This window comes from Sphingopyxis solisilvae (assembly GCF_015475875.1).
GTDB lineage: Bacteria > Pseudomonadota > Alphaproteobacteria > Sphingomonadales > Sphingomonadaceae > Sphingopyxis > Sphingopyxis solisilvae.
The window spans coordinates 90,812-114,469 of sequence record NZ_JADKYM010000001.1; the positions used below are offsets into that span (position 1 = coordinate 90,812).

A 23,658-nucleotide genomic window follows, 5' to 3' on the forward strand; every position below is an offset into this window, starting at 1 on the left:
GTGTTGGAACGATGGATCGATCGGCGGCCCCGTTCGTTGGCCTTTTGCTCTAACCCTTTTCATCGACGGAGAAAAAAATGCGCACTTCCCGGAAAATTCTTGTCGCGCTGGCCGCGGCCTCGACCGTCATCGCGCCGGTCGCTGCTTCCGCTGCGCCGGCTGCCGCTTCGGCCCGTGCCGGATCGGCGGTGAGCGGCGAAAGCAATCTTGAGGGCAATTCCAGCTGGATCATCGGTCTGGTCGGGCTGCTTGCCGGCATTACCGCAATCATATTGGTCAGCGACAAGGACGAGGATTCGCCGGTCAGTCCTTAATGGCAAGAACCTCGGCGCCAGCTTTGGACGGGGCGTGCCGCGCTGGCACGCCCCGTCTTGTATCGCGATGGCCGATTCCGTTGCGCGCTGATGAACAGGGCTCGGTTTCTGCGACAAGTTGCGACAATTATCGCCCGATCCGGCAAGTTGCTGGGACAAAATGTGCCTAAAACGCCTTCATCGGAACCCGGCAACGGTCGGGTCAATTCCCGCGAAGGAGTTTGATGATGTACAAAAAAATATCCCTTATGATGATCGGCGCCGCTCTGGTGGCGACGCCCGCGCTGGCCGCGCCCGGCGGCGCAAAGGGCGATGGCGATCGCTCGCTGACCCGGGCCGAGGCGCAGACGCGCGCTGCCGAGAGGTTTGCAAAGATGGACGTCAACAAAGACGGCAAGATCGATGCCGCCGATCGCGCCGCCAAGCGCGCCGAAATGCAGGCCAAGCGCTTTGCCAGCCTCGATACCAATGGTGACGGCAGCATCAGCCGCGCCGAATGGGACAACCAGAATGCCGATCGTGCTGCAAAACGCGCCACGCGGGTCGCAGCGGGGGAAGCCCGTGAGGGCAAGCGTCATGCCATGCGCGGTCCGGGCAAGCGTGGCGGTCAGTACGCCATGGGCGGTCGGATGATGCGCGGAGCGGATGGCAACCAAGCGATGAGCCTCGCCGAATTCCAGACCGCGGCGCTTGCTCGCTTCGATGCCGCCGACGCAAACAAGGATGGCGTGGTAACGGCCGAGGAACGCCAGGCGCAGCGCGCAGCGTGGCGTGCCCAGCGCGGTACCACGGCGCCAAAGGCTCAATAATCTGGCGGGATCCGGCGGCGGAGGCGAGCTTCTTCCCCCTCCCGGCATTGCCTTCGCTGCGGCTCCCTGCCAGCTATCGCCCATCGGTCCGTCGGACCGGTGGGCGAACTATTTTCCGGATGAAAGAACGATGACCGATATTGGCACTCCGCGCATCCTGCTGATCGATGACGAACCGTCGATCCGCGAACCGCTCGCCGAATATCTGACGGCGCAGGGCTTTGCGGTGACGGACGCCGCCAGCGCGGCGGAGGCGCGATCGGTATTGCGCGCGCAAGGCGTCGACCTGGTGGTCAGCGATATCATGATGCCGGGCGAGGATGGTTTGTCGCTCACGCGGCACCTGCGCGAGACGAGCGCGATCCCGGTCATCCTGCTCACCGCGCGCGCCGAGGATACCGAGCGGATCATCGGGCTGGAGATCGGCGCCGACGATTATGTCGTCAAACCGTTCAACCCCCGCGAATTGGTGGCGCGCATCCGCACCGTGCTGCGCCGCACGCAGCAGGGCGGACGCACGCTCGATCCGGGCGGGGTATCCTATGCCTTTTCAGACTGGATCTTGCGCGAGGTCGAACGGGTGTTGGTCGACGCGGCGGGCAACGAAGTGGCGCTGTCGTCGGGCGAATATCATCTGCTGCACGCGCTGGTGCGCCATCCGCGCCAGGTGATGAGCCGCGACCGCCTGCTCGATCTGGTGCGCGGGCGCGAAGCCGACATCTTCGACCGCGCGATCGACAATCTGGTCAGCCGGTTGCGCAAGAAGATCGAGGTCGACCCAGCGCATCCCCAGATCGTCAAAACGGTGTGGGGAGGCGGCTACACGCTGGCGTGCGAAGTCAAACGGATCGGAGCGACGGGATGAAATTTCGCCTGTGGCCGCGCGGCCTGATCGGCCAGCTCGTCTTTGCTGTCGCGTTGATGCTGTTCGTCGCGCAGGCGATCAACTTTGTCTTGCTGGTTCGCGGGCAAAAGCAGCAAGCGCTGGCGCACGGGGGCGGCATGGCGGTGGCGCGTATCGTCGATGCGCTCGACCGCGACCGGCGCGGCGAATTCGTACCGGACCGGCGCGGTCGCCGCGGCGATCCGGAGGTGCGCGACCGCGCGCAGAAGCTGGTGATCTCTGACCGGCCGGTGCCGCTGCCCGCGGGCGCCGTGCCGATGCGCGACCTAGCCGATTATGTCGCCAATCTGCTCAATGACGCCGACGTCGCAGCCCAATCGGTCGATGCCTGGGCGTTGCCGCAGCGGCCGCGGCTGCGCGCCAATATCCCCGGACGGACTGTCGTCGTGTCGGCCCGCATCGATGGCCGCTATATCGCCGTCCGCGGCCGTATCCCGACCAGCGGGAACCGGCTGCAGGGGTTTCTGGTGTGGCAAACCTTGTCTTTGTACCTGCTGCTGTTGGTTCCGATCATGGTCATCGCGTGGCGCGTGGCCGCGCCGCTGCGCGACCTGACCCGCGCGGCGCGGGCGAACCCGGCGCTGCGTGACGCGACGCCGGTGGAGGAAGAGGGGCCGTCCGATGTGCGGGACCTGATCACCGCCTTCAACGCCTATCGCGCGCGGATCGGGACAATGCTGGCCGACAAGGACCGCATGCTTGGCGCGGTCGGGCACGATCTGCGCACCCCGCTCGCCAGCTTGCGGGTGCGGGTGGAGCAGATCGATGACGATGTGCTGCGCGACAAGATGATTGCGTCGATTGAGGAAATGACCGCGATGTTGACCGACATATTGGCGCTGGCGCGCTCGGGCGCGGGCACGGAATCGCGCGAACCGGTGGCGCTACGTGGGTTGGCCGAAGAACTGGCGGCCGATTATCGCGAACGCGGCAAGGATGTGACCGTGGCTGCGGCCGCCGATGCTGTGGTGGTCGCGCGCCCGTTGCTGCTGCGCCGTGCGCTCCGCAACCTGATCGACAATGCCGCGGCATACGGCACGCGCGCGCGGCTGTCGGTCGAGCGGGAGCAACGAGAGGTCAGGATCATCGTGTCCGACGATGGTCCCGGTCTGACGGACGATCAGATACGGACGCTGGTCGAGCCCTTTGCGCGCGGCGAGCAGTCGCGCAACCGGGCAACCGGCGGGTCGGGGCTGGGGCTTTCGATCGCGCGCGACATCGCCGAGGGCGAGGGCGGCGAACTGACGCTCCGCAATCGTGCCGACGGCGGTCTGGACGCGGTGATTACACTGCCGGCAGCGGCTCAGGCGTAAATCGCAATCGCCTGGCTGCCGCTCAGCACCGGCTCGCCGGCGCGGTTCCACAGCATCATGTCCTGCACCGACAAGCCGTGGCGGGCATAGCCGGTCTTGGCCGACAGCAGCCACCAACCATCGTCGGTTCGCGGATCGGCGGTGAGCATGTTCACCGTCCAGTTCATCGAGCTGATCGGGCCGAACTGGCTGAAAAGCGCCATCGCCGCAGGCGGCAACGCGTCGCCCATCGCGAGCAGCGCGACCGCCGGGTGGCACGCGGGTTCCTCGACAAAACGCACCCAGGTCAGATATTCACCAACCTCGCTTTTCCACGCAAAGCGCGGGCCGGTCGTCGGGCGCATGTCGAAATGGCGGGTAAAGGCGGGGCGCGCGTGATGCTCGGGCACAGGCTCGAGCGTTTCGGGCGCCGGTGCATCAGGCATTGCCAGCCAATTATGGTCGAGATGACTTTGGCGATCGGGCGAAAAGGCAAAGACCGCCGCGGTTCCGAAACCCGCGTCGCTCGACACGCCCGCGTCGACGAACAGCGAGGATTTCGACTGGCGCAGCACGCGGGTGTTCACGATGCAGTCGCCGCCGACCGGGCCGACAAAGCTGATCTGCGCATAGCGCAGCGGCGTGTCGGTCGGATGGAGCGCCATGGTCCCGGCGAGCGCGACCGCCGAGCTGATCCCGCCATAAGCGGTGCGCCCCTGCATCCAGCCGTCGTCGATATGCGCCTTTGCCACGCCGTCTTCGGTGCGCAGCGTCGAAAGCAGCGCGTCGAGCGCGCTGGGAGAGGTCGACATCGTTCGGTTATTCCTCGACCTGGAAAGTCAGTCCGGCATGTTCGGTGAGCCGCGCGATCAGCGCGTCGCCGAGCAGCGCGCCGGGGGTCCACACCCCGCCTTCGCCCTTGTTGGCGAGCAAGGCGATGCCGGTTTCCGCCAGCATCTTTGACGTCGAGCCATAGCCGGGGTCGCGGTCACCCTGTACGCTGGCGCGGACCGTCGTGCCGTCGGGATATTCGCCGATAAAGAGGATGTCGTAAAAGCCGTTTTCGCGCTCTTCCTTGCTCGGCCCTTCGCCGGGCTTGAGCTTCGATTCGCCGAACGGGTTCGCCTTCGCCATAGCTTCGGCCATCGCTTTTCCGGCGTCGCCGATCGTCGTCATCACCATCTCGTCATAAACCAGATCGGCGCCCCACGCGTGGCCGAGCAGGAAGTTGGTGCGGTGGACATTTTTGGTGTTGATCGGCGCCATGACGAAGGGCGCGGTCCAGGTGCCGGTGGCGCTGTCATATTCGGGGAACAGCCCGGTCGGCTGCGACGGTCCCTCGAAGCCGGGGGTCAGCGCGAAGCTGGATTTGAGCAGCAGCGCCAGCGACGGCTTTTTCGCGACCGCCTTCAAGGTTTCGGTCAGGCTGGCGATGGTGCCGCCCGATGCGCCGCCCGCCATTTTGCGGACGCGGCCTTTGACGCGCGGCGCGGGCTTGCCATGGCGCTTCACAGCCTCGGCCTGCAGGAAATGGACGCCAAGATCGAAGGGGATCGAATCGAACCCGCAGCTGAAGGTAATGCGCGCGCCCGACGCTTTGGCCGCGGCTTCATGTTCGTCGATCATCTCGCGCATCCAGCCGGGTTCGCCGCACAGGTCGGCATATGCGGTGCCCGCCTTCACACACGCCGCGACGAGGTAGCTGCCGTAAAGCTGATAGGGGCCGACGGTGGTCAGAACGACGCTCGTGCGCGCGGCCATTGCGTCGAGCGTTGCGGGATCGCTGGCGTCGGCGACGACCAGCGGGGTATCGGCAGGCGCGCCGATCAAGTCGCGCACCTCGGCCAGCTTGGCCGAGCTGCGCCCCGCCATCGCCCATTTCGGCGCATCCTTTCGGCCCGCATAATGCTGCGTCAGATATTCGGCAACGAGCCGACCGGTGAACCCGGTCGCGCCATAGACGATGATGTCAAACTCGCGGCTGGCCATATATGCCTCCCTTTACGTAAACGTAAAGGGAGGCTAGCTCAGCATGACGCCGATGCCAAGCACCAAGCGTCAGCGGCGCCAGAAGGGGCGTTTTTCGACGACCACCGTTTCGCCAACCGCCGCTTCTGCGCGGCCCTCGGCGCGCGCGGCGCGCACTTCGGCTTCGGTGGCGCGGAGCTGCGCGTCACGGGTAGCGAGTTCGTCGCGGCGGCGCTGGCGCAGCGCGTCATAGCTCCAGCGCGTATGGCCATAACCGAACAGCGCGAGCAACCCGCCCGCGATCGCCAGATTCTTCATCGCGGCCATTGCCTGCACCGGATCGGTAAATTCGCGGTGGAAGAACAGGATCGTCGCTAGGACAAAGCCCGCGAGCAGCACCGACCACATCCGCACCGCTATGCCGAGCGCGATGCAAACGCCCGCTATCAGTTCGAACAGGCCGACGGGGATGGCGAGGCCGGCGGGCAGCCCGGTGGCGGTGATCATCGCATTGGTATCGTTGACGTGAATCAGCTTGTTGATTCCCGACACGATGAAAATCAGTGAAATGAAAAGGCGCCCGATAAAGACAGCGATCATGGACATGCGTCAATCCTCCAAACGATGCCCCAACCGCTGGTGCAGAAAGGACGCTTGGGAGGACAACTAGTTCCTAGTGGCTCCCCACCGCGTCATTGCGAGCGTAGCGAAGCAATCCAGAGTGCGCGTAAACCGCACTGGATTGCTTCGCTACGCTCGCAATGACGGACCGTTACAGCTTGGGCAGGGTGACGCCCTTTTGCCCCATATATTTGCCCGCGCGGTCGGCGTAGCTCGTCTCGCACGGCTCGTTGCCCTGTAAAAACAGGAACTGGCACGCGCCCTCATTGGCGTAAATCTTCGCGGGCAGGGGAGTGGTGTTGGAAAATTCCAGCGTTACATGACCTTCCCAGCCGGGTTCGAGCGGGGTGACGTTCACGATGATGCCGCAGCGCGCATAGGTCGATTTGCCGAGGCAGATCACCAGCACATCGCGCGGAATGCGGAAATATTCGACCGTGCGGGCGAGGGCAAAGCTGTTCGGCGGGATGATGCAGACGTCGGTTTCGCGATCGACGAAATTTTTCGGGTCGAAATCCTTGGGATCGACGATCGTCGAATCGACGTTGGTGAAAATCTTGAACTCGGGCGCGACGCGCGCGTCATAGCCGTAGGAAGAAAGGCCGTAGCTGATGCAGCCGTCGCGGCGCTGCGCCTCGACGAACGGTTCGATCATGCCCTGCGTCCGGGCGGCTTCGCGAATCCAGCGGTCGGAAAGAATGGCCATGCCGCTGTCTTGTCGAGGGCCGCGCGATTGCGCAAGCGGTCAGTCGTCAAACGCCATTGTTCTTTCCGTTCCCCTGCGAAAGCAGGGGCCCATCACCCAATTTCTCGCTTTCCGGCGCCGTTGCGCGAGAACGCGACGTCAGGAGACGGACCCCCGCCTTCGCAGGGGAACGGTGGAACGGAAACTCAGACCAGTCCCAGATCTTTTGGGCCAAAGGCGGCAGGGAGCAGCTCGCTGAGCTGGTAGGTCTTCACCGCAGCGCCGTCGCCCGACGCACAATGCACCAAGATATCGGTCTTCGACCGCTCGGCGGCCTCGTTCAGGATCTGGCGGCAGCGTCCGCACGGGTTGACGGGATCGCTACCGAGCAACACATTGCCGTCGGGGCGCCCGCCGATGATCGCGACCTCGACCAGCTCGCCGATCCAGCCCTCGTTGGCGATCTTGGCCACCGCGGCGGTTTCGGCGCAGAGCGTCAGGCCATAGCTGGCGTTCTCGACATTGGCGCCGGTCACGACGTCGCCGTTCTTGAGTAGCAGCGCCGCGCCGACATGAAAGCCCGAATAGGGCGCATAGGCGCGGCTGGCGGCGTCGCGTGCGGCGGCGATCAGTTCGTCGCGGGTGTCGTTCATTCGGGGTCTCCTTGCGGACGGAGGACGTTCCATCCCACCGTGCCGTCGGCGCCCGACAGGCGCACATAATTATTCGCCTGCCACATCGTCCAGGGATGCGCGCCATATTCGGGTTCGAAAAAGTCGCGGCGCAGCCAGATGGTGCGGGCGATGCCACGCGTCACCTGATAATCGCTTTCGAACGCCGGGCCGGGCGCAATCAGGCTGCGCTTGCCCATATGCGCCTCGATCTGCGCAAGAAAGGTCGCGAGTTCCGACAGCAGTAACGCGCGGGTCGGGCGGTCGGGGCAGCGATCGTCATAGTCGAGCCAGACCACGGCGGGCAGCGCGTCGGCGCGGCGGGGGACGTGGCGGATGAAGTTCGCCGCCTGGTCGGTCGCGAGCTGGCACAGGCTGTAACGGTGGATCGCGCCGGTCTGTACGCCCGCTTCGCGTGCTGCAACCATGTTGCGGGTAAATTTGGTGTCGATGCCGCGGGTGCCGTCGGTGCCCATGACATAGGCAAAGTCGGCGCCCGCAGCCTTGATCGAACCCCAATGCACTTCGCCGTTGCCCGCGTCGATCGTGACGCCCTGCGTCGGATAGAGGGCGCGGTCGGGAGTCCAGCGCGCGGCCCACCAGAGCGCGAGCCCGACGGCCAGCAGCAGCAGGACGATGGCGGCGCCGATGCGACGGAGCAGGCGCGCGGCGGCGCTACGCCAATCGCCGCCCGGTCGTGTCGGCCGTTTGTTCCTGATCGCCCCCGTCGCCACGCTTCAACCCTTGATGTGCAGAACGCAGATCAGCGTGAACAGCCGCCGCGCGGTGTCGAAATCGACCGCGATCTTGCCGTCGAGCCGGTCCATCAGCATCTCGGCCGCTTCGTTGTGCAGCGCGCGGCGTGCCATGTCGACGGTCTCGATCTGCTGCGCGGTCGACGTCTTGATCGCCTGATAATAGCTGTCGCAAATCGCGAAATAATCGCGGATCGGGCGGCGGAAGCGGCCAAGGCCGAGGATGATCGCTTCGAGCGGCGATCCGTCCTCTCGGCTGATTTCGAAGATCAGACGTCCGTCCTCGACGCGCAACAGCAGGCGGTAGGGGCCGGCATAGCCATCGGGGTGGCCGCGTTGCGGCACGAACCTGTTCTCTTCCAGAATGTCGAAAATCGCGACGCGGCGCTCCTGTTCGACGTCCGGGTTGCGCCAGATGATCGAGCCTTCGTCGAGCTCGATCGAGATGATGCGCTGTCGGGATGGGTCGGCGTCTGACATTGTGCCTGTGCTTCTACTTGTCACGGGGCGAAGGGCAAGCCGACTTATTCACAGCATTCCACAGTTATGATAGGCTGGCGGACATCGCCGGTTGCACCCTGTCGGGCGCTCGCCCATGAAGATCGCTATGCCCGAACTCGCCCTGATCCCGACCCCGGCAAGGACTGGGGATGAACGCCAATTGCCCCGCAATATCGAGGCCGAGGCGGCGTTTCTGGGTGCGATCCTGATCGACAACCGAGTCGTCGAGGATCTGCCGGTCCAGCTGAGCCCAGATCATTTCTTCGAAGCGCTGCACGGGCGCATCTTTCAGCAGACGATGGCTCTCATCGAGCGCAACAGCATCGCGACGCCGGTGACGTTGAAGCCCTATTTCGAAGCCGACGAGGCGATGAAGGCGGTTGGCGGGGTCGGCTATCTGGCGCAGCTCACGGGCAGCGGCGCCGGCCTGATCGGCGCGCGCGACTTTGCCAAGCAGATTTACGACCTGGCGTTGCTCCGCGAACTGGCGGGCGTGGGGCGGACGCTGGTCGAAAGCGCCCTCGACACCAGCGAGCGCGTCGATCCGCAGGCGCAGATCGAGGAGGCCGAAACCGCGCTGTATCGCGTCGCGGGCGGCGAGGCCGAGATGGGGTCGGTCAAAAGCTTCAACCAGGCGAGCCTCACCGCGCTGCAAGCCGCCGAACGCGCGCTCAATTCGGGCGGCCATCTGTCGGGGATCACCACTGGCATTTCGAGCATGAACGCCAAGATCGGCGGCATGCACAATTCGGACTTGATGATCCTCGCCGGACGTCCCGGCATGGGCAAGACCTCGCTCGCGACCAACATCGCCTATAACGCGGCCGAACGCTGGCGCCGCGACGAGGATGACGGGATTCCGCCCGAAAAGAATATGGGCGCCAAGGTCGCCTTTTTCAGCCTCGAAATGTCGGCGGACCAGCTGGCGACGCGCGTGCTTGCCGAACAATCGGGGGTGTCGGGCGAGGCGCTGCGCATGGGCAAGATCAGCAAGGAGCAGTTCCAGCAGCTGAGCCGCGCCGCGCAGCAGCTCCAGACGCTGCCGCTATACATCGACGACACGCCCGGACTGACGATCGCCGGGCTGCGAACGCGCGCGCGGCGGCTCCAGCGGCGCCACGGCATCGGCTTCATCATCGTCGACTATCTGCAATTGTTGCAGGGGTCGTCGCGCAGCGGCGACAACCGGGTGCAGGAAATTTCCGAAATTTCGCGTGGTTTGAAGACGCTGGCCAAAGAATTGAACGTCCCGGTGATGGCGCTGTCGCAGCTCAGTCGCCAGGTCGAAAGCCGCGAGGACAAGCGCCCGCAACTGTCCGACCTGCGCGAATCGGGCTCGATCGAACAGGACGCCGACATGGTGCTGTTCGTTTTCCGCGAGGATTATTATGTCGCGGCGCGCGAGCCCAAACGCCCGATCGAGGGTGACGATGTCAAAATTCATGCACAGCACGAGGAATGGGCGGCCGAAATGGAGCGCGTCTTCGGCCTCGCCGAAGTGATCGTCGCCAAATCGCGTCACGGCTCCACCGGCAAGATCCGCCTGCACTTCGAGGCGAAGACGACCAAGTTCAGCGACCTGGCCGACGACAGCCAGGCGTATGACGATTATGAATAGCGCGTAACCGGCCGCTGGAGTCTGTCATTGCGAGCGAAGCGAAGCAATCCAGAGCGGTTTACGCAGGCTCTGGATTGCCGCGTCGCCCTCGGCTCCTCGCAATGACGAGGTTGTCAAAACGCCGGGTCGTTCGCCGGGTCGTCGTCGATCGGCGACGCCACGGCTTCATGGATACCGCATTCGGTCTTGTCCCAGCCGCGCCAGCGGCCCGATCGCGGGTCTTCGCCGGGTTTCACCTTCGACGTGCAGGGCGAGCAGCCGATCGACGGGTAGCCCTCGGCTTCGAGCGGATGCCGCGGCAGGTCGTGCGCCGCGAAATAATCGTCGAGCATTGCGCGCGTCCAATTGGCGAGCGGGTTGAATTTCAGGCGGCCGGTGTTGCCGTCGAGTTCGAAGCGCGGCAGTCCCTGCCGCGTCGCCGACTGGAACCCCTTGCGCCCGGTGATCGACGTGTCGAAATCGGTCAGCGCCTTTTCGAGCGGCTTCACCTTGCGGATTTCGCAGCAACCGTCGGGATCGTAGGACCAGCGCAGCTCGGTCGCATCCTTCTTCGCCAGATCGTCGGGATCGGGGGTCAGGTTGACGATATTGAGCTTCAGCCGCGCCGCCAGTTCGTCGCGATAGGCCAAAGTTTCGGGGAAATGCTTGCCGGTATCGAGGAACAGCACCGGCATGTCGGGCGCCACCTGGGCGACGAGATGGAGCAACACCGCGCTTTCGGCGCCAAAGCTCGACACGACCGCCGTCTCGCCGAGCAGCCCCGCGCCGATCACGCTTGCGACGACCTCGGCCGCATCCTGGCCGCGGAACAAATTGTTGAGGCGGATGACGTCCGCCTGCGTGAAACGCGGCGCGACGTCGATGCGGTCGCGGCTACGGTCTTCGCCGGCTTTGGGGAGAACGTGTTTCACGTCAGCCATGCCTCAGCTTCCATATCGGCACCGCGCCGTCGGCGGCGGTCTGATAATGTTCGGGCCAGCGCGTCAGCGCCGCCTCGACATCGGCGGGATTGAGAGATTTTTCGGGCGCAAAGCTGTCGAAGCCGCAGCGCTTCATATAGGCGATCTGGTCGACCAGCACGTCGCCCTGTGCGCGCAACTCGCCCGTGAAACCCGCCTCGCGAAGGATGCGCGCCGACGAATAGCCGCGGCCGTCGCGGAACTTCGGGAACGCGACCTCGATCAGCTTGAGCCGGTCGAGAAAGGGGATCAGCGCGCGGGCGTCTTCATCGGATTCGAGCCGCACCGCGGTCGCGTTCGACTGTTCGAGGAAGGCGTCGAGCGTGACGCAGGGTTCCTCGCCGTCCGAGTGAATATGTTCAACCATAGATCGCCTCCTTAAAGGGGGCCATGCCGACGCGGCGGAAAGTGTCGACGAAACGCTCTCCCTCCGACCGTTCGGCGAGATATTTGTCGGTGACGCGCTCGATCGCGTCGACAATGCCGTCTTCGTCGAAGCCGGGGCCGGTGATCGTGCCGAGCGACACATCTTCGGCACCCGATCCGCCGAGCAGAAGCTGGTAATTTTCGGTGCCTTTGCGGTCGACGCCAAGGATGCCGATGTGACCGGCATGGTGATGCCCGCACGCGTTGATGCAGCCTGAAATCTTGAGCTTGAGCTCGCCCAGTTCCTTCTGACGGCCGAGGTCCGAGAAGCGCGTCGCGATCTTCTGCGCGACCGGGATCGAGCGCGCGTTGGCGAGGCTGCAATAATCGAGACCGGGGCAGGCGATTATGTCGCTGATCAGGTCGAGGTTCGGCGTCGCGAGGCCCGCGGCGTCGAGCGCCTGCCAGATCGCGTACAGGTCGGCCTTGCGGACATGCGGCAGCACGATGTTCTGCGCGTGGGTAACGCGCAGTTCGTCGTGGCTGTAGCGTTCGGCCAAATCGGCCATGACGTCGATCTGCGCCGACGACGCATCGCCGGGGATGCCGCCGACGGGCTTCAGGCTGATATTGACGATCGCATGGCCGGGCACCTTGTGCGCGGCGACATTCTGGTCGACCCAGACCGCGAAATCGGGATCGCTGCGGTCGATCGCGTCGGGCGCCGAGGCATCAAGCGGCGGCATCGCAAACTGCGCCGCGATGCGGTCGAATTCGGCCTTCGGCGGATCGATGCCGAGCGACTTCACATGCGAGAATTCTTCCTCGACCTGACGGCGATATTCGTCGGCGCCCAGCTCGTGGATCAGGATCTTGATCCGCGCCTTGTAGATATTGTCGCGCCGGCCGTAGCGGTTGTACACGCGCAGGCACGCCTCGGTGTAGCTGAGCAGGTCGTCGAGCGGCACAAAATCCTTGATCAGCGGCGCGATCATCGGGGTGCGGCCCATGCCGCCGCCGACATAGAAAGCGGCGCCGTGGGCGCCGTCCTTCTCGACAATCTGGATGCCGATGTCGTGGAGACGCATCGCGGCGCGATCTTCCTCGGCCGCGATCACCGCAATTTTAAACTTGCGTGGCAAATAGCTGAATTCGGGGTGGAAGCTCGACCATTGGCGCAGCAGCTCGGCCCACGGGCGCGGATCGGTGATCTCGTCGGCGGCGGCGCCCGCCCACTGGTCGGAACTGATGTTGCGGATGCAATTGCCGCTCGTCTGGATCGCGTGCATCTCGACCGACGCCAGATCGGCGAGGATCGCGGGGGCATCCTCCAGCTTTATCCAGTTATACTGGATATTCTGGCGGGTGGTGAAATGGCCGTAATCGCGGTCATATTTGCGCGCGATATGCGCCAGCATCCGCATCTGGCGGCTGTCGAGCGTGCCATAGGGCACCGCGACGCGCAGCATATAGGCGTGGAGCTGAAGATAGAGGCCGTTCATCAGCCGCAGCGGCTTGAACTGATCCTCGGTGATTTCGCCCGCCAGGCGGCGCTTCACCTGATCCGAAAATTCGGCGACGCGGGCGGCGACCATCGCATGGTCATATTCGTCATATTTATACATGTTAGATCACCCAGTCGCCGGCCGCGGGATCGGCGGGTTTCAGTGTCAGGTCGGGGCGCACGGTCGGGCCGAGGGCGCGGATGCGGTCCTTGATATGCGCGGGGCGCGGGCCGTCGGCGGTTTGCTCACCCGCGATGATATAGGGTGCGTTGACGCGGCGCGCGGCTTCCTCGACCGCAAGGATCGCCTCGCCCTGTTCGCCGACGTCGGCAGCGTCCTCGATGTGCAGCGACCAGTCGGCGCCGGTCCACCAGGTGACAAATCCTGTTTTCAGATCGTTGCCGGTCAACAGTTTCATGCAAAATTCCCCAATTTTTCGGCAACCCCAGGCGCGCCGAGACAGTCGAGCGCATCGGCGCGCGCGGCAACCTTGCCGACGATGATCAGCGCCGGGCTCTTCACCACTTTGCGCGCGACGAGATCGCCCAGATCAGCGAGCAGCGTGCGCAGGACGCGCGCGTCGGCGGTGGTACCGCGCTCGATCACCGCGACGGGCAGGTCGGGCGACACGCCGTTGGCGATCAGCTTGTCGGCGATCGCGGTCGCGGTGGCGATGCCCATATAGATGACGAGGGTGCGGCCATGGCCCGCGAGGCCCGACCAGTCCTGATCGGACAGATCCTTGCACTGACCAGCGACGAAGCTGACCGCGCTCGCGTCTTCGCGGTGGGTGAGGGGGAGGCCTGCCTGTGCTGCGCAGCCTGCTGCAGCGGTGATGCCGGGGACAACTTCGCAGACGATGCCCGCTTCGCGCGCCGCGTCGAGTTCCTCGCCGCCGCGCCCGAAAATAAACGGATCGCCGCCCTTCAGCCGCACCACCTGCTTGCCCGCCTGCGCCTCACGGACGAGCAGTTCGTTGATCAGCTCCTGCTTCATCGTATGGCGACTGCGCTGCTTGGCGACGCTGATCCGCTCGACATGCGGCGGGATCAGCGCGAGCACGCCGTCGCCGACCAGCCCGTCATGGACGACCAGATCGGCGGTTTCGAGCAGCCGCGCGGCGCGCAGGGTCAGCAGGTCGGGGTCGCCGGGACCGGCGCCAACGAGCCACAATTTGCCCGAGGTAGAGGGAGTCTTTTCCATGCACGATAGATGATGGCGCGGCCGCCGAATGGCAAAGCAGGCTTTATTGACGCTGATGAAGGTAAAATTGCGCCGACATTCTTCCACTCGTCATTGCTTCGCTTCGCTCGCAATGACGAGGCGCTAGTTGTAATTCTTAGGGATCAATCGCGACCCCTCGGGATCGCGCAACCCAACCCCTATCGAAGCGCGCAGCGCGTCGCTTTCTGCGCTCGCGACCGGATAAGCGCAATAATCGGCGGCGTAGAAGGCGCTGGGTCGATGGTTGCCCGACAGGCCGATGCCGCCAAAAGGTGCGACAGACGACGCGCCGTTGGTCGGGCGGTTCCAGTTGATCACCCCGGCACGGGCATTGGCCCAGAATTGGTCGTACAGCTGCGGCGTCCCGCCCACCAGCGACGCCGACAGGCCGAACGCGGTGTTGTTTGCTTCGGCAATCGCGGCCTCGAAGGTCGCGACGCGGATCACTTGCAGCAACGGGCCGAACAGCTCGATATCGGGGCGTTCGGGCATCGACGTCACGTCGATGATGCCCGGGGTGAGGAACGGGCGCCCTGCCACCGGACGCGTCATATGGCGGATCACCTGACCGCCGTTCGACATCAGAATGAGGAAGCTTTCGGTCAGGCCGTCTGCGGCCTCATTGTCGATCACCGGCCCCATATAGGGCGCCGGATCGGCATGCGGATGGTCGACGATCAGCCGGTTGGCCAGCGCCTTGACCTCCTCTATCAACGCATCGGCCAGCCTGTCGCGCACGATCAGCCGCCGCGCGTTGCTGCACCGCTGGCCGGCGCTGAGGAACGCCGACTGGACAACGATGATCGCGGCGGTGCGAATGTCAGCCGTGTCCCACACGACGATCGGATTGTTGCCGCCCATTTCGAGCGCCAGCATCTTGCCCGGCTGGTCGGCGAACTGGCGGTTGAGCGCGAGCCCGGTGCGCGCAGAACCCGTGAACAGCAGGCCGTCGATTCCTTCATGCCCGGCCAGCGCCTTGCCGGTGTCGGGACCACCGACGATCAGGCGCAGCACGTCCTGCGGGACGCCCGCCTCATGATATAGTTCGACCAGCTTCGCGCCGACCGCGGGGGTCTTTTCGGACGGTTTGAACAGCACCGAATTGCCCGCGATCAACGCCGGAACGATATGGCCGTTTGGCAGATGCGCCGGGAAATTATAGGGACCGAGCACCGCCAGCGCGCCGTGCGGTTTGTGACGTACCGCATTGCGGAGCCCCATCGCGCCCTCGATCCGCCGGTTCGGGGTGCGTTCGCCATAGGCTTTTACCGAAATGTCGACCTTGTTCGCGACCGATTCGACCTCGGTGCGCGCTTCCCACAAAGGCTTGCCCGTTTCGCGCGCGATCAGATCGGCGAGCACTTCACCTTCGGCTTTGACCCTGTCGGTAAAGCGGCGCAACGTTTCGGTGCGAAAGGTGACGGGTTTCGCCGCCCATTCGGGCCAGGCGCGCCGCGCGACGGCAACCTCTTCGTCGACATTGCTGACCGTGCCGCGCCACAGCTCCTCGCCGGTTGCGGGTTCGAAGGAAAGCAGGGTCTCGCTCATGGTCGTGCCGGTCTTATCGGCGAATGCCGGTGGCGGCAACCTGTGCCAAGCCGCAACGTGACGGATGGCTTGCACCGCGCGGCGCGGTTGGCGATAGACGTTACCCGATCCCGGGCGCCGGGACGCGAACCAAGGGGATCGACCATTTTGGCCAAGCTGGAAGCAAAGCAGGAGGCGCGCCGCGACTGGTCGGACCATTATTGGTGGTCCGGCGACGGGGTGCGATTGCACGCGCGCGTTTATGCCGGGCCGGAAGGCAGTGGAACCAAACCGCCGGTGCTGTGCATGCCGGGGCTGGCGCGCAACGCACGCGATTTCGAGGCGCTGGCGCCGCATGTCGCGCAGCAGCGCCACACTATCGCCATCGAATTCCGCGGCCGCGGCGACAGCGCTTATGCCAAGGATCCGATGACATATGTCCCGCTGACCTATGTTCAGGATGTCATCGCGCTGCTCGATGACCTCGGCATTGATCGTTTCGCGACCATCGGCACCTCGCTGGGCGGGCTGGTGTCGATGCTGCTGGCGGCGACGCTGCCGGGCCGACTCGTCGGCGCTGTCCTCAACGACGTCGGTCCCGAGCTTCAGACCAGCGGGCTCGATCGCATCCGCGATTATATCGGAGCGGGGGGCAGCCAGCCGACGTGGATACACGCGGCGCGTGCCTTTGCCGAATTGAACGGCGCGATATATCCGCATTATGACATCCACGACTGGCTGCGGCTGACCAAACGGACCCACCGACTGACCCCCGGGGGACGGATTGTCACCGATTATGACAAGCAGATCGCCGCCCCGCTGCGCGTGACCGGCGGCGAGGCGGCGTTCGACATGTGGCCGGTTTACCGCGCGCTCGGAAGTGTGCCCTTGCTGATCCTGCGCGGCGAGCTGTCAGACATTTTGGCGCGGGCGGCCGGCGAAAAGATGGTTGCGGAACTGCCGCAGGCGCGGCTGGTCGAGGTGCCGGGGGTCGGCCATGCGCCGACGCTGGACGAACCCGAAGCGATTACCGCGATCGATGCCTGGCTGGCGGAATTGCCGACCGCGTGAGCGATGTGAATACTCCCGTCCGTCTGCTGCACCTGCATTCCAGCTTTTCGCTGGGCGGGAAGGAGGCGCGGGCGGTCCGGCTGATGAACCTGATGGGGCCGCGCGCGCGGCACACGATCCTGTCGGCGGTGCCCGAGGCGATGGGCGCGCGCGATGCCATCGATCCCGCGATCGACGTCGATTTTCCAAAGGACGCGCCACCGCTGCACGGCAAGCCGGGGCTGGCGCGCTATCGCGATCTGGCGCTTTACATGCAGCAGTTTGATCTGGTGCTCACGTACAATTGGGGGGCGATGGACGGGGTGATGGCGCATCGCGTCTTTGCCCCGTTCCGTGACCTGCCGCCGCTGATCCATCATGAGGATGGTTTCAACGAGGATGAGAGCGTCCGCCGCAACTGGAAACGGAGCGCCTTTCGCCGCCTCGCGCTGCCGACGGCGGAGGCGCTGGTGGTGCCGTCAACCCTGCTTGAACGGATCGCCGCCGATGAGTGGCGGGCGCGGCAGCGGACGATTCTCATCCGCAACGGAATCGACACCGCAGCTTATGGGGCCGCGCCTTCAGTCGCGATACCGGGGCTGGACAGGCGGGCGGACGAGGTCGTGATCGGGACGGTCGCGGGACTGCGCATGGTCAAGGATCTACCGCGGCTTGTCAGGGCGGTTGCTGCTTTGCCCACGCATATCAGGCTGGCGATTGTCGGTGCGGGGCCGGAGCGGGACGCGATCGCTGCCGAGGCCGCGGCGGTCGGGATTTCCGACCGGTTGGTTCTGCCGGGCTTTATGGCCGAACCGGCGCGCTGGATCGGTCATTTCGACCTGCTGGCGCTGTCGTCGCAGAGCGAGCAGGCGCCGATCGCGGTGATCGAGGCGATGGCGGCGGGCTTGCCGGTGGTGAGTCCCGATGTTGGCGACGTTGCCGCGATGGTGGCTCCCGATAACCGACGCTTTATCGTCGGCGACGAGCCGGGCTTTCGGGCTGCACTGGCGGAAGTTGCCGCCGATTCCGATCTTCGCACGCGGATCGGCACCGCGAACCGGCGCGTCGCCGTCGAGCGGTTTGATGAATCGTCGATGGTCGCGGCCTATGAAAATCTCTATGTTCGGGCGCTCAACGGTCGTCGCCTGTTTGCTGGCTAGCCAGCCGCGGAACCATTGACTTTCGCCGCGCGCTTCCGCTTACGGAACGGAAACGGGGACTGGCCGCGACGTAGACGGCCGGTGGAGAGAAAGAGATCTAAAATGTTCAAAGGATTGAAGCCCATCCTTTACGGCGGACGTGAAGTCTGGCCGTTGATCGAGGGCGGCAAGGGCGTGTCTGCAACCAATCATATGTCGAGCGGCGCCTGGGCCGCGGCGGGCGGGATCGGCACCGTGTCGGCGGTCAATGCCGACAGCTACGACGCCGAGGGCAAGATCATTCCGCAGGTTTACAAGTCGCTGACGCGCAAGGAGCGGCACGAGGAACTGATCCATTACGGCATCGAAGGCGCGGTGGCGCAGGTCGAACGCGCCTATGAAATTGCGGACGGCAAGGGTGCGATCAACATCAACGTGCTGTGGGAAATGGGCGGCGCGCAGCAGATATTGGAAGGCGTCCTGGCCCGCACCCCCGGGAAGATCGCGGGGGTCACCTGCGGTGCCGGGATGCCGTACAAACTCAGCGAAATCGCCGAGCGCCACAATGTCATGTACCTGCCGATCATCAGCTCGGCGCGCGCCTTTCGCGCGTTGTGGAAACGCGCCTATCACAAGGTGCCCCAGCTGCTCGGCGCGGTGGTCTATGAGGATCCCTGGCTCGCGGGCGGTCACAACGGCCTGTCGAACGCCGAAGACCCGCTGGTGCCGCAGGATCCGTACCCACGCGTCAAGGCGCTACGTGACGTCATGAAGGCGGAAGGGATCCCTGACAGCGTGCCGATCGTGATGGCGGGTGGCGTCTGGTATCTGCGCGACTGGGACGACTGGATCGACAATCCCGAACTCGGCCAGGTTGCGTTCCAGTTCGGAACCCGCCCGCTGCTGACCGAGGAAAGCCCGATCCCGCAGGCGTGGAAAGACCGGCTGCGGACGCTCGACGATGGCGACGTGCTGCTCCATCGCTTCTCGCCGACCGGCTTTTATTCAAGCGCGGTTCGGACCCCGTTCCTGCGCGACCTGGAGGCGCGGTCGGAGCGCCAGATCCCTTATTCGAAGCAGGAAGCGGGCGATCATATCGTCCAGCTCGACGTCGGGGTGAAGGGCAAGAATTTCTGGGTCACCCCGCATGACCGCGCCCGCGCGCGCGACTGGGCAGCCGAGGGTTACACCGACGCGCTGAAAACCCCCGACAACACGGTGGTGTTTGTCACCCCGGCGGACAAGGCGATGATCCGCAAGGACCAGACCGACTGCATGGGGTGCCTGTCGCATTGTGGCTTTTCGTCGTGGAAGGACCATGACGACTATACCACCGGCTACCTCGCCGATCCGCGCAGCTTCTGCATTCAAAAGACGCTACAGGACATCGCGCACGGCGGCGATCCCGAGCAAAATCTGATGTTTGCGGGCCACGCCGCATTCAATTTCAAGACCGACCCCTTTTATTCGAACAACTTCACCCCGACGGTGAAGCAGCTCGTCGACCGGATTTTGACGGGGGACTGATAAACCTCGTCATTGCGAGCGAAGCGAAGCAATCCAGGTGCGGCCATGCGCGAACATCTGCCAGCGGTTTACATTGTTGCCAATCGGCGCAACGGAACGCTCTATACGGGAGTGACCGCGCATCTCGTGCAACGGATATGGCAGCATCGTGAAGGTCTTGGCGGTTTCTCGACCCGCTACGGGTGCAAACTACTTGTCTGGTTCGAGATTCACGCGACGATGGAATCGGCGATTGCTCGCGAGAAGCAGATCAAAGTCGGCAGTCGCGCCAAAAAGCTGGCGTTGATCGAAGCTGACAATCCGCTCTGGGTCGATCTGTGGCCGACGATCCTGGACGGCAGCGAGTGACCTCTGGATTGCTTCGCTACGCTCGCAATGACGATGCGTTGTGCAGCCTCGTCATTGCGAGGAGCGCAGCGACGAAGCAATCCAGAGCGGTCGTAAGCCCACGCTCGCGATGATCCGTTATGCCCACCCCTCCAGCACTTGGTCGGGTGGGCGATGTCCGTCGCACCAGGCACGGATGTTGGCGATGACGCGTTCGCCCGATGCTTCGCGACCCTCGATCGTCGCCGAGCCAAGGTGCGGGAGCAACACGACGTTCTGGAGCGCCAGCAACGCCGGATCGACGGCGGGTTCGTGGGTGTACACATCCAGCCCCGCCCCGGCGATACGCCCGGTCTGGAGCGCCGCGATCAGCGCCTTTTCGTCGACGATTTCGCCGCGCGCGGTGTTGATGAGGTACGCCGTCGGCTTCATCGCGCCGATGCGGGCAGCGTTCACCATTTCGTGCGTTTCGGCGGTGTGCGGGCAGTGGATCGTCACGACGTCGCTGATCCGCAGCAGCGTATCGACGCTGGCGTGATAGCTCGCGCCCAACTCCTCCTCGATCGCTTCGGGCAGGCGGCGTCGGTTGTGATAATGAATCGACAGGCCGAAGGCGCGCGCGCGGCGGGCAACCGCCAGGCCGATGCGGCCCATGCCGATGATGCCGAGCAGCTTGCCGCCGACGCGGTGGCCCAGCATGGCGCTGGGCGCCCATCCGGCCCATTGACCCGACCGCATCAATTTTTCGCCCTCGGCCAGACGCCGCGGCACCGACAGGATCAGCGCCATCGTCATGTCGGCGGTGTCTTCGGTGAACACGCCCGGCGTGTTCGACACCATGATGCCCTTGGCGCGCGCTGCGGCGAGGTCGATATGATCGACCCCGGCGCCGAAATTGGCGATCAGTTTCAGCCGTTCGCCTGCCGCTGCCAGCACATCGGCGTCGATTTCGTCGGTGACGGTCGGGACGAACACATCGCAGTCGGCGACCGCGGCCTTCAGCTCGTCCTTGGTAAAGGCATGATCGTGTGCCGACAGCGCGACGTCGAACAATTCGGCCATGCGCGCCTCGACGTGCGGCATCAGCTGGCGGGTGACGATAACGCGCGGGCGTTTCGGGCGAGTGGGATCGGGCATGGCCGCCGATAGAGCGCGCTGTGCGGCAGGGGTCAAGGGGCTGTTGGTCGCATGGCGGTGCATAGCTGCACGATCACGGACAGCGACCGGTTGATAAAGCGCGGCGATTTTGACAAGGGTCGCGGATGACCAGCCGAAAAATTGCCCTGATTGCAATCAGCCTCGCCGTGGTGGGACCGGCGGCGGCGCAGTCCGACCCGAAATTACCCTATTGGGCGTCGATCAGCGTCGACGAAGCGCGGATGCGCAAGGGGCCGTCGCCCGACGTGCCGGTCATCTGGGAATATCGGCGCAAGGATTTGCCGGTCAAAGTCGTTGCGCGGCATGAAAACTGGCGCAAGATCGAGGATCCCGACGGCACCCAGGGCTGGATGGCAGCGCGGCTGCTCAGCCGCACGCGGACCGCGATCGTAACGGGCGATATTCGGCCGATGCGCGAGCAGCCCGACCCGGCGGCCCCGGTTGTCTATCGCGCCGAACCTGGGGTTGTCGGGCGAATCACCGAATGTTCGGCGGGCTGGTGCCGGTTTGACGTCAAGGGCCGTCGCGGCTGGATCCAGACCGATCATATCTGGGGCAATTGACGACTTGCATGAAAAAGGGGCCGGACGCTTTTTCGTCCGACCCCACTTTTCAATCAGTCATCAGCGCCACCGGAAGTGGTTGCGATACACCCGGATGACCTTGCCGTTGCGCGTATTGACGAGCAGCAAGTCGTTATAGTGCCGGACATAGGTCATGTTGCGACCCGCGCGCGGCACGCCCCAACGGCTGTCCCAGGCGGGACGATAGTTCGGCGCGTAGTAATTGGGGCGCAACGTCGCTCCGACGGCAAACTGCTGGTAACGGAACGGTGCCCGGTAGTTCTGGTAGCGCGTGTCGCGGCGCCAGTCGCGCTGGCTTTCCCGCAGATCCTGGCGGGCATCGCGAACGTCGCGTCGCGCGTCGCGCACGTCACGGCGGTCACCTTGACGCTGGGCGTTGCGAAGATCGCGCTGCGCCTTGTTCAATTCCTGCTGATCCTTGCGGATTTCGCGGGTCTGCGCCTGCGTGGCGGCCGGAACCATCATCGCGGCGATCAGGCCGGCGGCGAGAAATTTGCTCTTCATAATGCCATTCCTTTCAGTCGGTCAGGGGGAGGGGGATCTGCCCGATGACAAGGATGGATTTACGCGAGTCGATTTGAATTGTTCCGGAACGGTGCGTTTATTTTCAGGTCATTAGTGTCGCAATTTGTCGCGGTGATGCGGTGGCGTTGTGCAACATGCCGATGGAACTCCTCCGACGCAGCTTGCGCCCATGCGAAGGCAGGGCCCCATCACCCGAACTGTCGTGCCGGGAACGCCGCCGCGTAGAAACGGAGCGGCAGGAGAACGGCCCTTGCCTTCGCAGGGGCACAGCAGCTCCGAAGTTGCTTAAACCAGTTCGACCGCCACTGCGGTAGCTTCGCCGCCGCCGATGCACAGGCTGGCGATGCCGCGCGTCTTACCATGGCGTTGCAGCGCCGCGATCAGCGTCGTGATGATACGGGTGCCGCTGGCGCCGATCGGATGGCCCAGCGCGGTCGCGCCGCCGTGGACGTTGATCTTGTCGTGCGGGATGCCGAGGTCGTGCATCGCGAACATTGCGACGCAAGCGAACGCTTCATTGACCTCGAACAGGTCGACGTCGCCGATCGTCCAGCCCGCCTTGGCCAGCACCTTGTTGATCGCGCCGACGGGGGCAATCGTGAAATCCTTGGGCTCCTGCGCGTGCGCGGCGTGCGCGACGAGGCGGGCGACGGGCTTTGCGCCCTTCGCCTCGGCGACCGACTGGCGGGTCAATACCACCGCGGCGGCACCGTCCGAAATAGAGCTGCTCGTCGCGGCGGTGATCGTGCCGTCCTTGGCAAAGGCGGGCTTCAGCGTCGGGATTTTGTCGGGCATCGCCTTGCCGGGGGCTTCGTCGGTATCGACAACGATGTCGCCCTTGCGGCCCGCAATCGTCACCGGAGCGATTTCGGCGGCGAAGGCACCGTCGGTGATCGCGGCCTTGGCCCGGCTCAGTGAGGTCAGCGTGTAATCGTCCTGCGCCTGACGCGACAGCTGGTACGCATCGGCGGTATCCTGCGCAAAAGTCCCCATCGCGCGGCCCGCCTCATAGGCATCTTCCAGCCCGTCGAGAAACATATGGTCATAGGCGGTATCGTGCCCGATGCGCGCGCCGCCGCGATGCTTTTTGAGCAGATAGGGCGCGTTGGTCATCGATTCCATGCCGCCCGCGACGATCAGATCAACGCTGCCCGCGGCAAGCGCCTCGGCGCCCATGATGACGGTCTGCATGCCCGAACCGCACACCTTGTTGACGGTGGTCGCCTGCACCGACTTGGGCAGGCCCGCCTTGACCGCAGCCTGCCGCGCCGGTGCCTGGCCAAGCCCGGCGGGCAGGACGCAGCCCATATAGATGCGTTCGATATCGTCACCGGCGACGCCGGCGCGCTCGACCGCCGCCTTCACCGCGGTCGCGCCCAGATCGGTTGCGCTCGCGTCCGACAGGCTGCCCTGCATGCTGCCCATCGGGGTGCGGGCATAGGACAGGAAAACGACGGGATCGGTGGCGGTCATGGGACAAGACTCCGTAAGGGAAAACAGGATCGGCCGCCCGATTAGCGGAAATGCTGCAACTGCGAAAGGGGCTGAACCGAGATAAGCAGCCGGTTTCATCTTGCAACCCGCCGCGGCTCATGATCAAACACGCGCCATCACATCAGGGAGACGGGC

The 23,658-nt window shown here is 64.7% G+C and carries 26 protein-coding genes; 10 read left to right on the forward strand and 16 right to left on the reverse strand.

What is annotated here, in order from left to right; genetic code table 11:
- The first annotated feature begins 77 nt into the window (after window positions 1-77).
- The 4 genes from IR187_RS00435 (at window position 78) to IR187_RS00450 (ending at window position 3,340) form a co-directional block, all read left to right on the forward strand.
- Window positions 78-314, forward strand: coding sequence for a hypothetical protein (locus IR187_RS00435; RefSeq protein WP_194952746.1), 237 nt, complete (start codon window positions 78-80; stop codon window positions 312-314).
- A 227-nt stretch (window positions 315-541) separates the two neighbouring features.
- Entirely contained in the window at window positions 542-1,123 is a 582-nt protein-coding gene (locus IR187_RS00440) for an EF-hand domain-containing protein (protein ID WP_194952747.1), read from the forward strand.
- 130 nt (window positions 1,124-1,253) lie between these two features.
- A complete protein-coding gene (locus IR187_RS00445) occupies window positions 1,254-1,988 on the forward strand; it encodes a response regulator (RefSeq protein ID WP_194952748.1) in 735 nt (244 codons plus the stop codon).
- Entirely contained in the window at window positions 1,985-3,340 is a 1,356-nt protein-coding gene (locus tag IR187_RS00450) for a sensor histidine kinase (protein WP_194952749.1), read from the forward strand. The genes IR187_RS00445 and IR187_RS00450 overlap by 4 nt, the downstream gene beginning before the upstream one ends.
- Here the strand turns inward: IR187_RS00450 and IR187_RS00455 are convergent.
- From IR187_RS00455 to IR187_RS00485, 7 genes are all read right to left on the reverse strand, one after another.
- Window positions 3,331-4,131 carry an acyl-CoA thioesterase gene (locus IR187_RS00455; protein WP_194952750.1) on the reverse strand — a complete coding sequence of 267 codons (801 nt, stop codon included), beginning with the start codon at window positions 4,129-4,131 and terminating at the stop codon, window positions 3,331-3,333. The two genes, IR187_RS00450 and IR187_RS00455, sit on opposite strands and share 10 nt — an antisense overlap.
- A gap of 7 nt (window positions 4,132-4,138) precedes the next feature.
- Window positions 4,139-5,308, reverse strand: coding sequence for a saccharopine dehydrogenase family protein (locus tag IR187_RS00460; RefSeq protein WP_194952751.1), 1,170 nt, complete (start codon window positions 5,306-5,308; stop codon window positions 4,139-4,141).
- Between the two features lie 69 nt (window positions 5,309-5,377).
- Window positions 5,378-5,893: a DoxX family protein gene (locus IR187_RS00465; protein WP_194952752.1), complete on the reverse strand. Its 516-nt coding sequence runs from the start codon at window positions 5,891-5,893 to the stop codon at window positions 5,378-5,380.
- Between the two features lie 166 nt (window positions 5,894-6,059).
- Window positions 6,060-6,614, reverse strand: a complete 555-nt coding sequence (dcd, locus tag IR187_RS00470) for a dCTP deaminase (RefSeq protein ID WP_077146023.1) — start codon at window positions 6,612-6,614, stop codon at window positions 6,060-6,062.
- Between the two features lie 185 nt (window positions 6,615-6,799).
- Complete coding sequence (locus tag IR187_RS00475; RefSeq protein WP_194952753.1) at window positions 6,800-7,246, reverse strand: cytidine deaminase; 447 nt, start codon at window positions 7,244-7,246, stop codon at window positions 6,800-6,802.
- Window positions 7,243-7,998, reverse strand: coding sequence for a glycoside hydrolase family 25 protein (locus tag IR187_RS00480; protein WP_194952754.1), 756 nt, complete (start codon window positions 7,996-7,998; stop codon window positions 7,243-7,245). Before IR187_RS00480 ends, IR187_RS00475 begins: the two co-directional genes overlap by 4 nt.
- Before the next feature lie 3 nt (window positions 7,999-8,001).
- Window positions 8,002-8,499 carry a UPF0262 family protein gene (locus IR187_RS00485; RefSeq protein WP_194952755.1) on the reverse strand — a complete coding sequence of 166 codons (498 nt, stop codon included), beginning with the start codon at window positions 8,497-8,499 and terminating at the stop codon, window positions 8,002-8,004.
- A 127-nt stretch (window positions 8,500-8,626) separates the two neighbouring features.
- Between IR187_RS00485 and IR187_RS00490 the strand changes: the two genes are divergently transcribed.
- Window positions 8,627-10,138, forward strand: a complete 1,512-nt coding sequence (locus tag IR187_RS00490; RefSeq protein ID WP_194953018.1) for a replicative DNA helicase — start codon at window positions 8,627-8,629, stop codon at window positions 10,136-10,138.
- A 113-nt stretch (window positions 10,139-10,251) separates the two neighbouring features.
- Here the strand turns inward: IR187_RS00490 and IR187_RS00495 are convergent, their stop codons facing one another.
- The 6 genes from IR187_RS00495 to astD form a co-directional block, all read right to left on the reverse strand.
- Window positions 10,252-11,058 (reverse strand): phosphoadenylyl-sulfate reductase, encoded by an 807-nt coding sequence (locus IR187_RS00495; RefSeq protein WP_194952756.1) that lies wholly within the window; start codon window positions 11,056-11,058, stop codon window positions 10,252-10,254.
- Complete coding sequence (locus IR187_RS00500; RefSeq protein ID WP_194952757.1) at window positions 11,051-11,464, reverse strand: DUF934 domain-containing protein; 414 nt, start codon at window positions 11,462-11,464, stop codon at window positions 11,051-11,053. The genes IR187_RS00495 and IR187_RS00500 overlap by 8 nt, the downstream gene beginning before the upstream one ends.
- Window positions 11,457-13,088, reverse strand: a complete 1,632-nt coding sequence (locus tag IR187_RS00505; RefSeq protein WP_194952758.1) for a nitrite/sulfite reductase — start codon at window positions 13,086-13,088, stop codon at window positions 11,457-11,459. Before IR187_RS00505 ends, IR187_RS00500 begins: the two co-directional genes overlap by 8 nt.
- 1 nt (window position 13,089) lies before the next feature.
- Window positions 13,090-13,386 (reverse strand): DUF2849 domain-containing protein, encoded by a 297-nt coding sequence (locus IR187_RS00510; protein WP_194952759.1) that lies wholly within the window; start codon window positions 13,384-13,386, stop codon window positions 13,090-13,092.
- Entirely contained in the window at window positions 13,383-14,171 is a 789-nt protein-coding gene (gene cobA / locus IR187_RS00515) for a uroporphyrinogen-III C-methyltransferase (protein WP_194952760.1), read from the reverse strand. Before cobA ends, IR187_RS00510 begins: the two co-directional genes overlap by 4 nt.
- Window positions 14,172-14,294: 123 nt before the next feature.
- On the reverse strand, window positions 14,295-15,740 hold the full coding sequence (gene astD, locus IR187_RS00520) for a succinylglutamate-semialdehyde dehydrogenase (protein WP_194952761.1): 1,446 nt from the start codon (window positions 15,738-15,740) through the stop codon (window positions 14,295-14,297).
- Between the two features lie 147 nt (window positions 15,741-15,887).
- Between astD and IR187_RS00525 the strand changes: the two genes are divergently transcribed.
- The 4 genes from IR187_RS00525 (at window position 15,888) to IR187_RS00540 (ending at window position 19,783) form a co-directional block, all read left to right on the forward strand.
- Window positions 15,888-16,790 (forward strand): alpha/beta fold hydrolase, encoded by a 903-nt coding sequence (locus IR187_RS00525; protein WP_228765424.1) that lies wholly within the window; start codon window positions 15,888-15,890, stop codon window positions 16,788-16,790.
- Between the two features lie 5 nt (window positions 16,791-16,795).
- On the forward strand, window positions 16,796-17,929 hold the full coding sequence (locus IR187_RS00530; RefSeq protein ID WP_407699056.1) for a glycosyltransferase family 4 protein: 1,134 nt from the start codon (window positions 16,796-16,798) through the stop codon (window positions 17,927-17,929).
- A gap of 102 nt (window positions 17,930-18,031) precedes the next feature.
- Window positions 18,032-19,435 carry an NAD(P)H-dependent flavin oxidoreductase gene (locus tag IR187_RS00535; protein ID WP_194952762.1) on the forward strand — a complete coding sequence of 468 codons (1,404 nt, stop codon included), beginning with the start codon at window positions 18,032-18,034 and terminating at the stop codon, window positions 19,433-19,435.
- 45 nt (window positions 19,436-19,480) lie between these two features.
- Window positions 19,481-19,783, forward strand: coding sequence for a GIY-YIG nuclease family protein (locus tag IR187_RS00540; protein ID WP_194952763.1), 303 nt, complete (start codon window positions 19,481-19,483; stop codon window positions 19,781-19,783).
- A gap of 117 nt (window positions 19,784-19,900) precedes the next feature.
- Here IR187_RS00540 and IR187_RS00545 read toward each other — a convergent pair whose 3' ends face one another.
- A complete protein-coding gene (locus IR187_RS00545) occupies window positions 19,901-20,899 on the reverse strand; it encodes a 2-hydroxyacid dehydrogenase (RefSeq protein ID WP_194952764.1) in 999 nt (332 codons plus the stop codon).
- 125 nt (window positions 20,900-21,024) lie between these two features.
- On the opposite strand from IR187_RS00545, the gene IR187_RS00550 reads away from it, so the two are divergent.
- Window positions 21,025-21,483, forward strand: a complete 459-nt coding sequence (locus IR187_RS00550; RefSeq protein WP_194952765.1) for an SH3 domain-containing protein — start codon at window positions 21,025-21,027, stop codon at window positions 21,481-21,483.
- Window positions 21,484-21,543: 60 nt separating this feature from the next.
- On the opposite strand, the gene IR187_RS00555 is transcribed toward IR187_RS00550, so the two are convergent.
- A complete protein-coding gene (locus IR187_RS00555) occupies window positions 21,544-22,008 on the reverse strand; it encodes a hypothetical protein (protein ID WP_194952766.1) in 465 nt (154 codons plus the stop codon).
- A 306-nt stretch (window positions 22,009-22,314) separates the two neighbouring features.
- Window positions 22,315-23,502: an acetyl-CoA C-acyltransferase gene (locus IR187_RS00560; protein ID WP_194952767.1), complete on the reverse strand. Its 1,188-nt coding sequence runs from the start codon at window positions 23,500-23,502 to the stop codon at window positions 22,315-22,317.
- Window positions 23,503-23,658: the final 156 nt, after the last annotated feature.

Coding starts and splice junctions, on each gene's coding strand:
- IR187_RS00435 (WP_194952746.1), top strand. CDS start 78: ATGCGCACTTCCCGGAAAATTCTTGTCGCGCTGGCCGCGGCCTCGACC.
- IR187_RS00440 (WP_194952747.1), top strand. CDS start 542: ATGTACAAAAAAATATCCCTTATGATGATCGGCGCCGCTCTGGTGGCG.
- IR187_RS00445 (WP_194952748.1), top strand. CDS start 1,254: ATGACCGATATTGGCACTCCGCGCATCCTGCTGATCGATGACGAACCG.
- IR187_RS00450 (WP_194952749.1), top strand. CDS start 1,985: ATGAAATTTCGCCTGTGGCCGCGCGGCCTGATCGGCCAGCTCGTCTTT.
- IR187_RS00455 (WP_194952750.1), bottom strand. CDS start 4,131: ATGTCGACCTCTCCCAGCGCGCTCGACGCGCTGCTTTCGACGCTGCGC.
- IR187_RS00460 (WP_194952751.1), bottom strand. CDS start 5,308: ATGGCCAGCCGCGAGTTTGACATCATCGTCTATGGCGCGACCGGGTTC.
- IR187_RS00465 (WP_194952752.1), bottom strand. CDS start 5,893: ATGTCCATGATCGCTGTCTTTATCGGGCGCCTTTTCATTTCACTGATT.
- dcd (WP_077146023.1), bottom strand. CDS start 6,614: ATGGCCATTCTTTCCGACCGCTGGATTCGCGAAGCCGCCCGGACGCAG.
- IR187_RS00475 (WP_194952753.1), bottom strand. CDS start 7,246: ATGAACGACACCCGCGACGAACTGATCGCCGCCGCACGCGACGCCGCC.
- IR187_RS00485 (WP_194952755.1), bottom strand. CDS start 8,499: ATGTCAGACGCCGACCCATCCCGACAGCGCATCATCTCGATCGAGCTC.
- IR187_RS00490 (WP_194953018.1), top strand. CDS start 8,627: ATGCCCGAACTCGCCCTGATCCCGACCCCGGCAAGGACTGGGGATGAA.
- IR187_RS00495 (WP_194952756.1), bottom strand. CDS start 11,058: ATGGCTGACGTGAAACACGTTCTCCCCAAAGCCGGCGAAGACCGTAGC.
- IR187_RS00500 (WP_194952757.1), bottom strand. CDS start 11,464: ATGGTTGAACATATTCACTCGGACGGCGAGGAACCCTGCGTCACGCTC.
- IR187_RS00505 (WP_194952758.1), bottom strand. CDS start 13,088: ATGTATAAATATGACGAATATGACCATGCGATGGTCGCCGCCCGCGTC.
- IR187_RS00510 (WP_194952759.1), bottom strand. CDS start 13,386: ATGAAACTGTTGACCGGCAACGATCTGAAAACAGGATTTGTCACCTGG.
- cobA (WP_194952760.1), bottom strand. CDS start 14,171: ATGGAAAAGACTCCCTCTACCTCGGGCAAATTGTGGCTCGTTGGCGCC.
- astD (WP_194952761.1), bottom strand. CDS start 15,740: ATGAGCGAGACCCTGCTTTCCTTCGAACCCGCAACCGGCGAGGAGCTG.
- IR187_RS00535 (WP_194952762.1), top strand. CDS start 18,032: ATGTTCAAAGGATTGAAGCCCATCCTTTACGGCGGACGTGAAGTCTGG.
- IR187_RS00540 (WP_194952763.1), top strand. CDS start 19,481: ATGCGCGAACATCTGCCAGCGGTTTACATTGTTGCCAATCGGCGCAAC.
- IR187_RS00545 (WP_194952764.1), bottom strand. CDS start 20,899: ATGCCCGATCCCACTCGCCCGAAACGCCCGCGCGTTATCGTCACCCGC.
- IR187_RS00550 (WP_194952765.1), top strand. CDS start 21,025: ATGACCAGCCGAAAAATTGCCCTGATTGCAATCAGCCTCGCCGTGGTG.
- IR187_RS00555 (WP_194952766.1), bottom strand. CDS start 22,008: ATGAAGAGCAAATTTCTCGCCGCCGGCCTGATCGCCGCGATGATGGTT.
- IR187_RS00560 (WP_194952767.1), bottom strand. CDS start 23,502: ATGACCGCCACCGATCCCGTCGTTTTCCTGTCCTATGCCCGCACCCCG.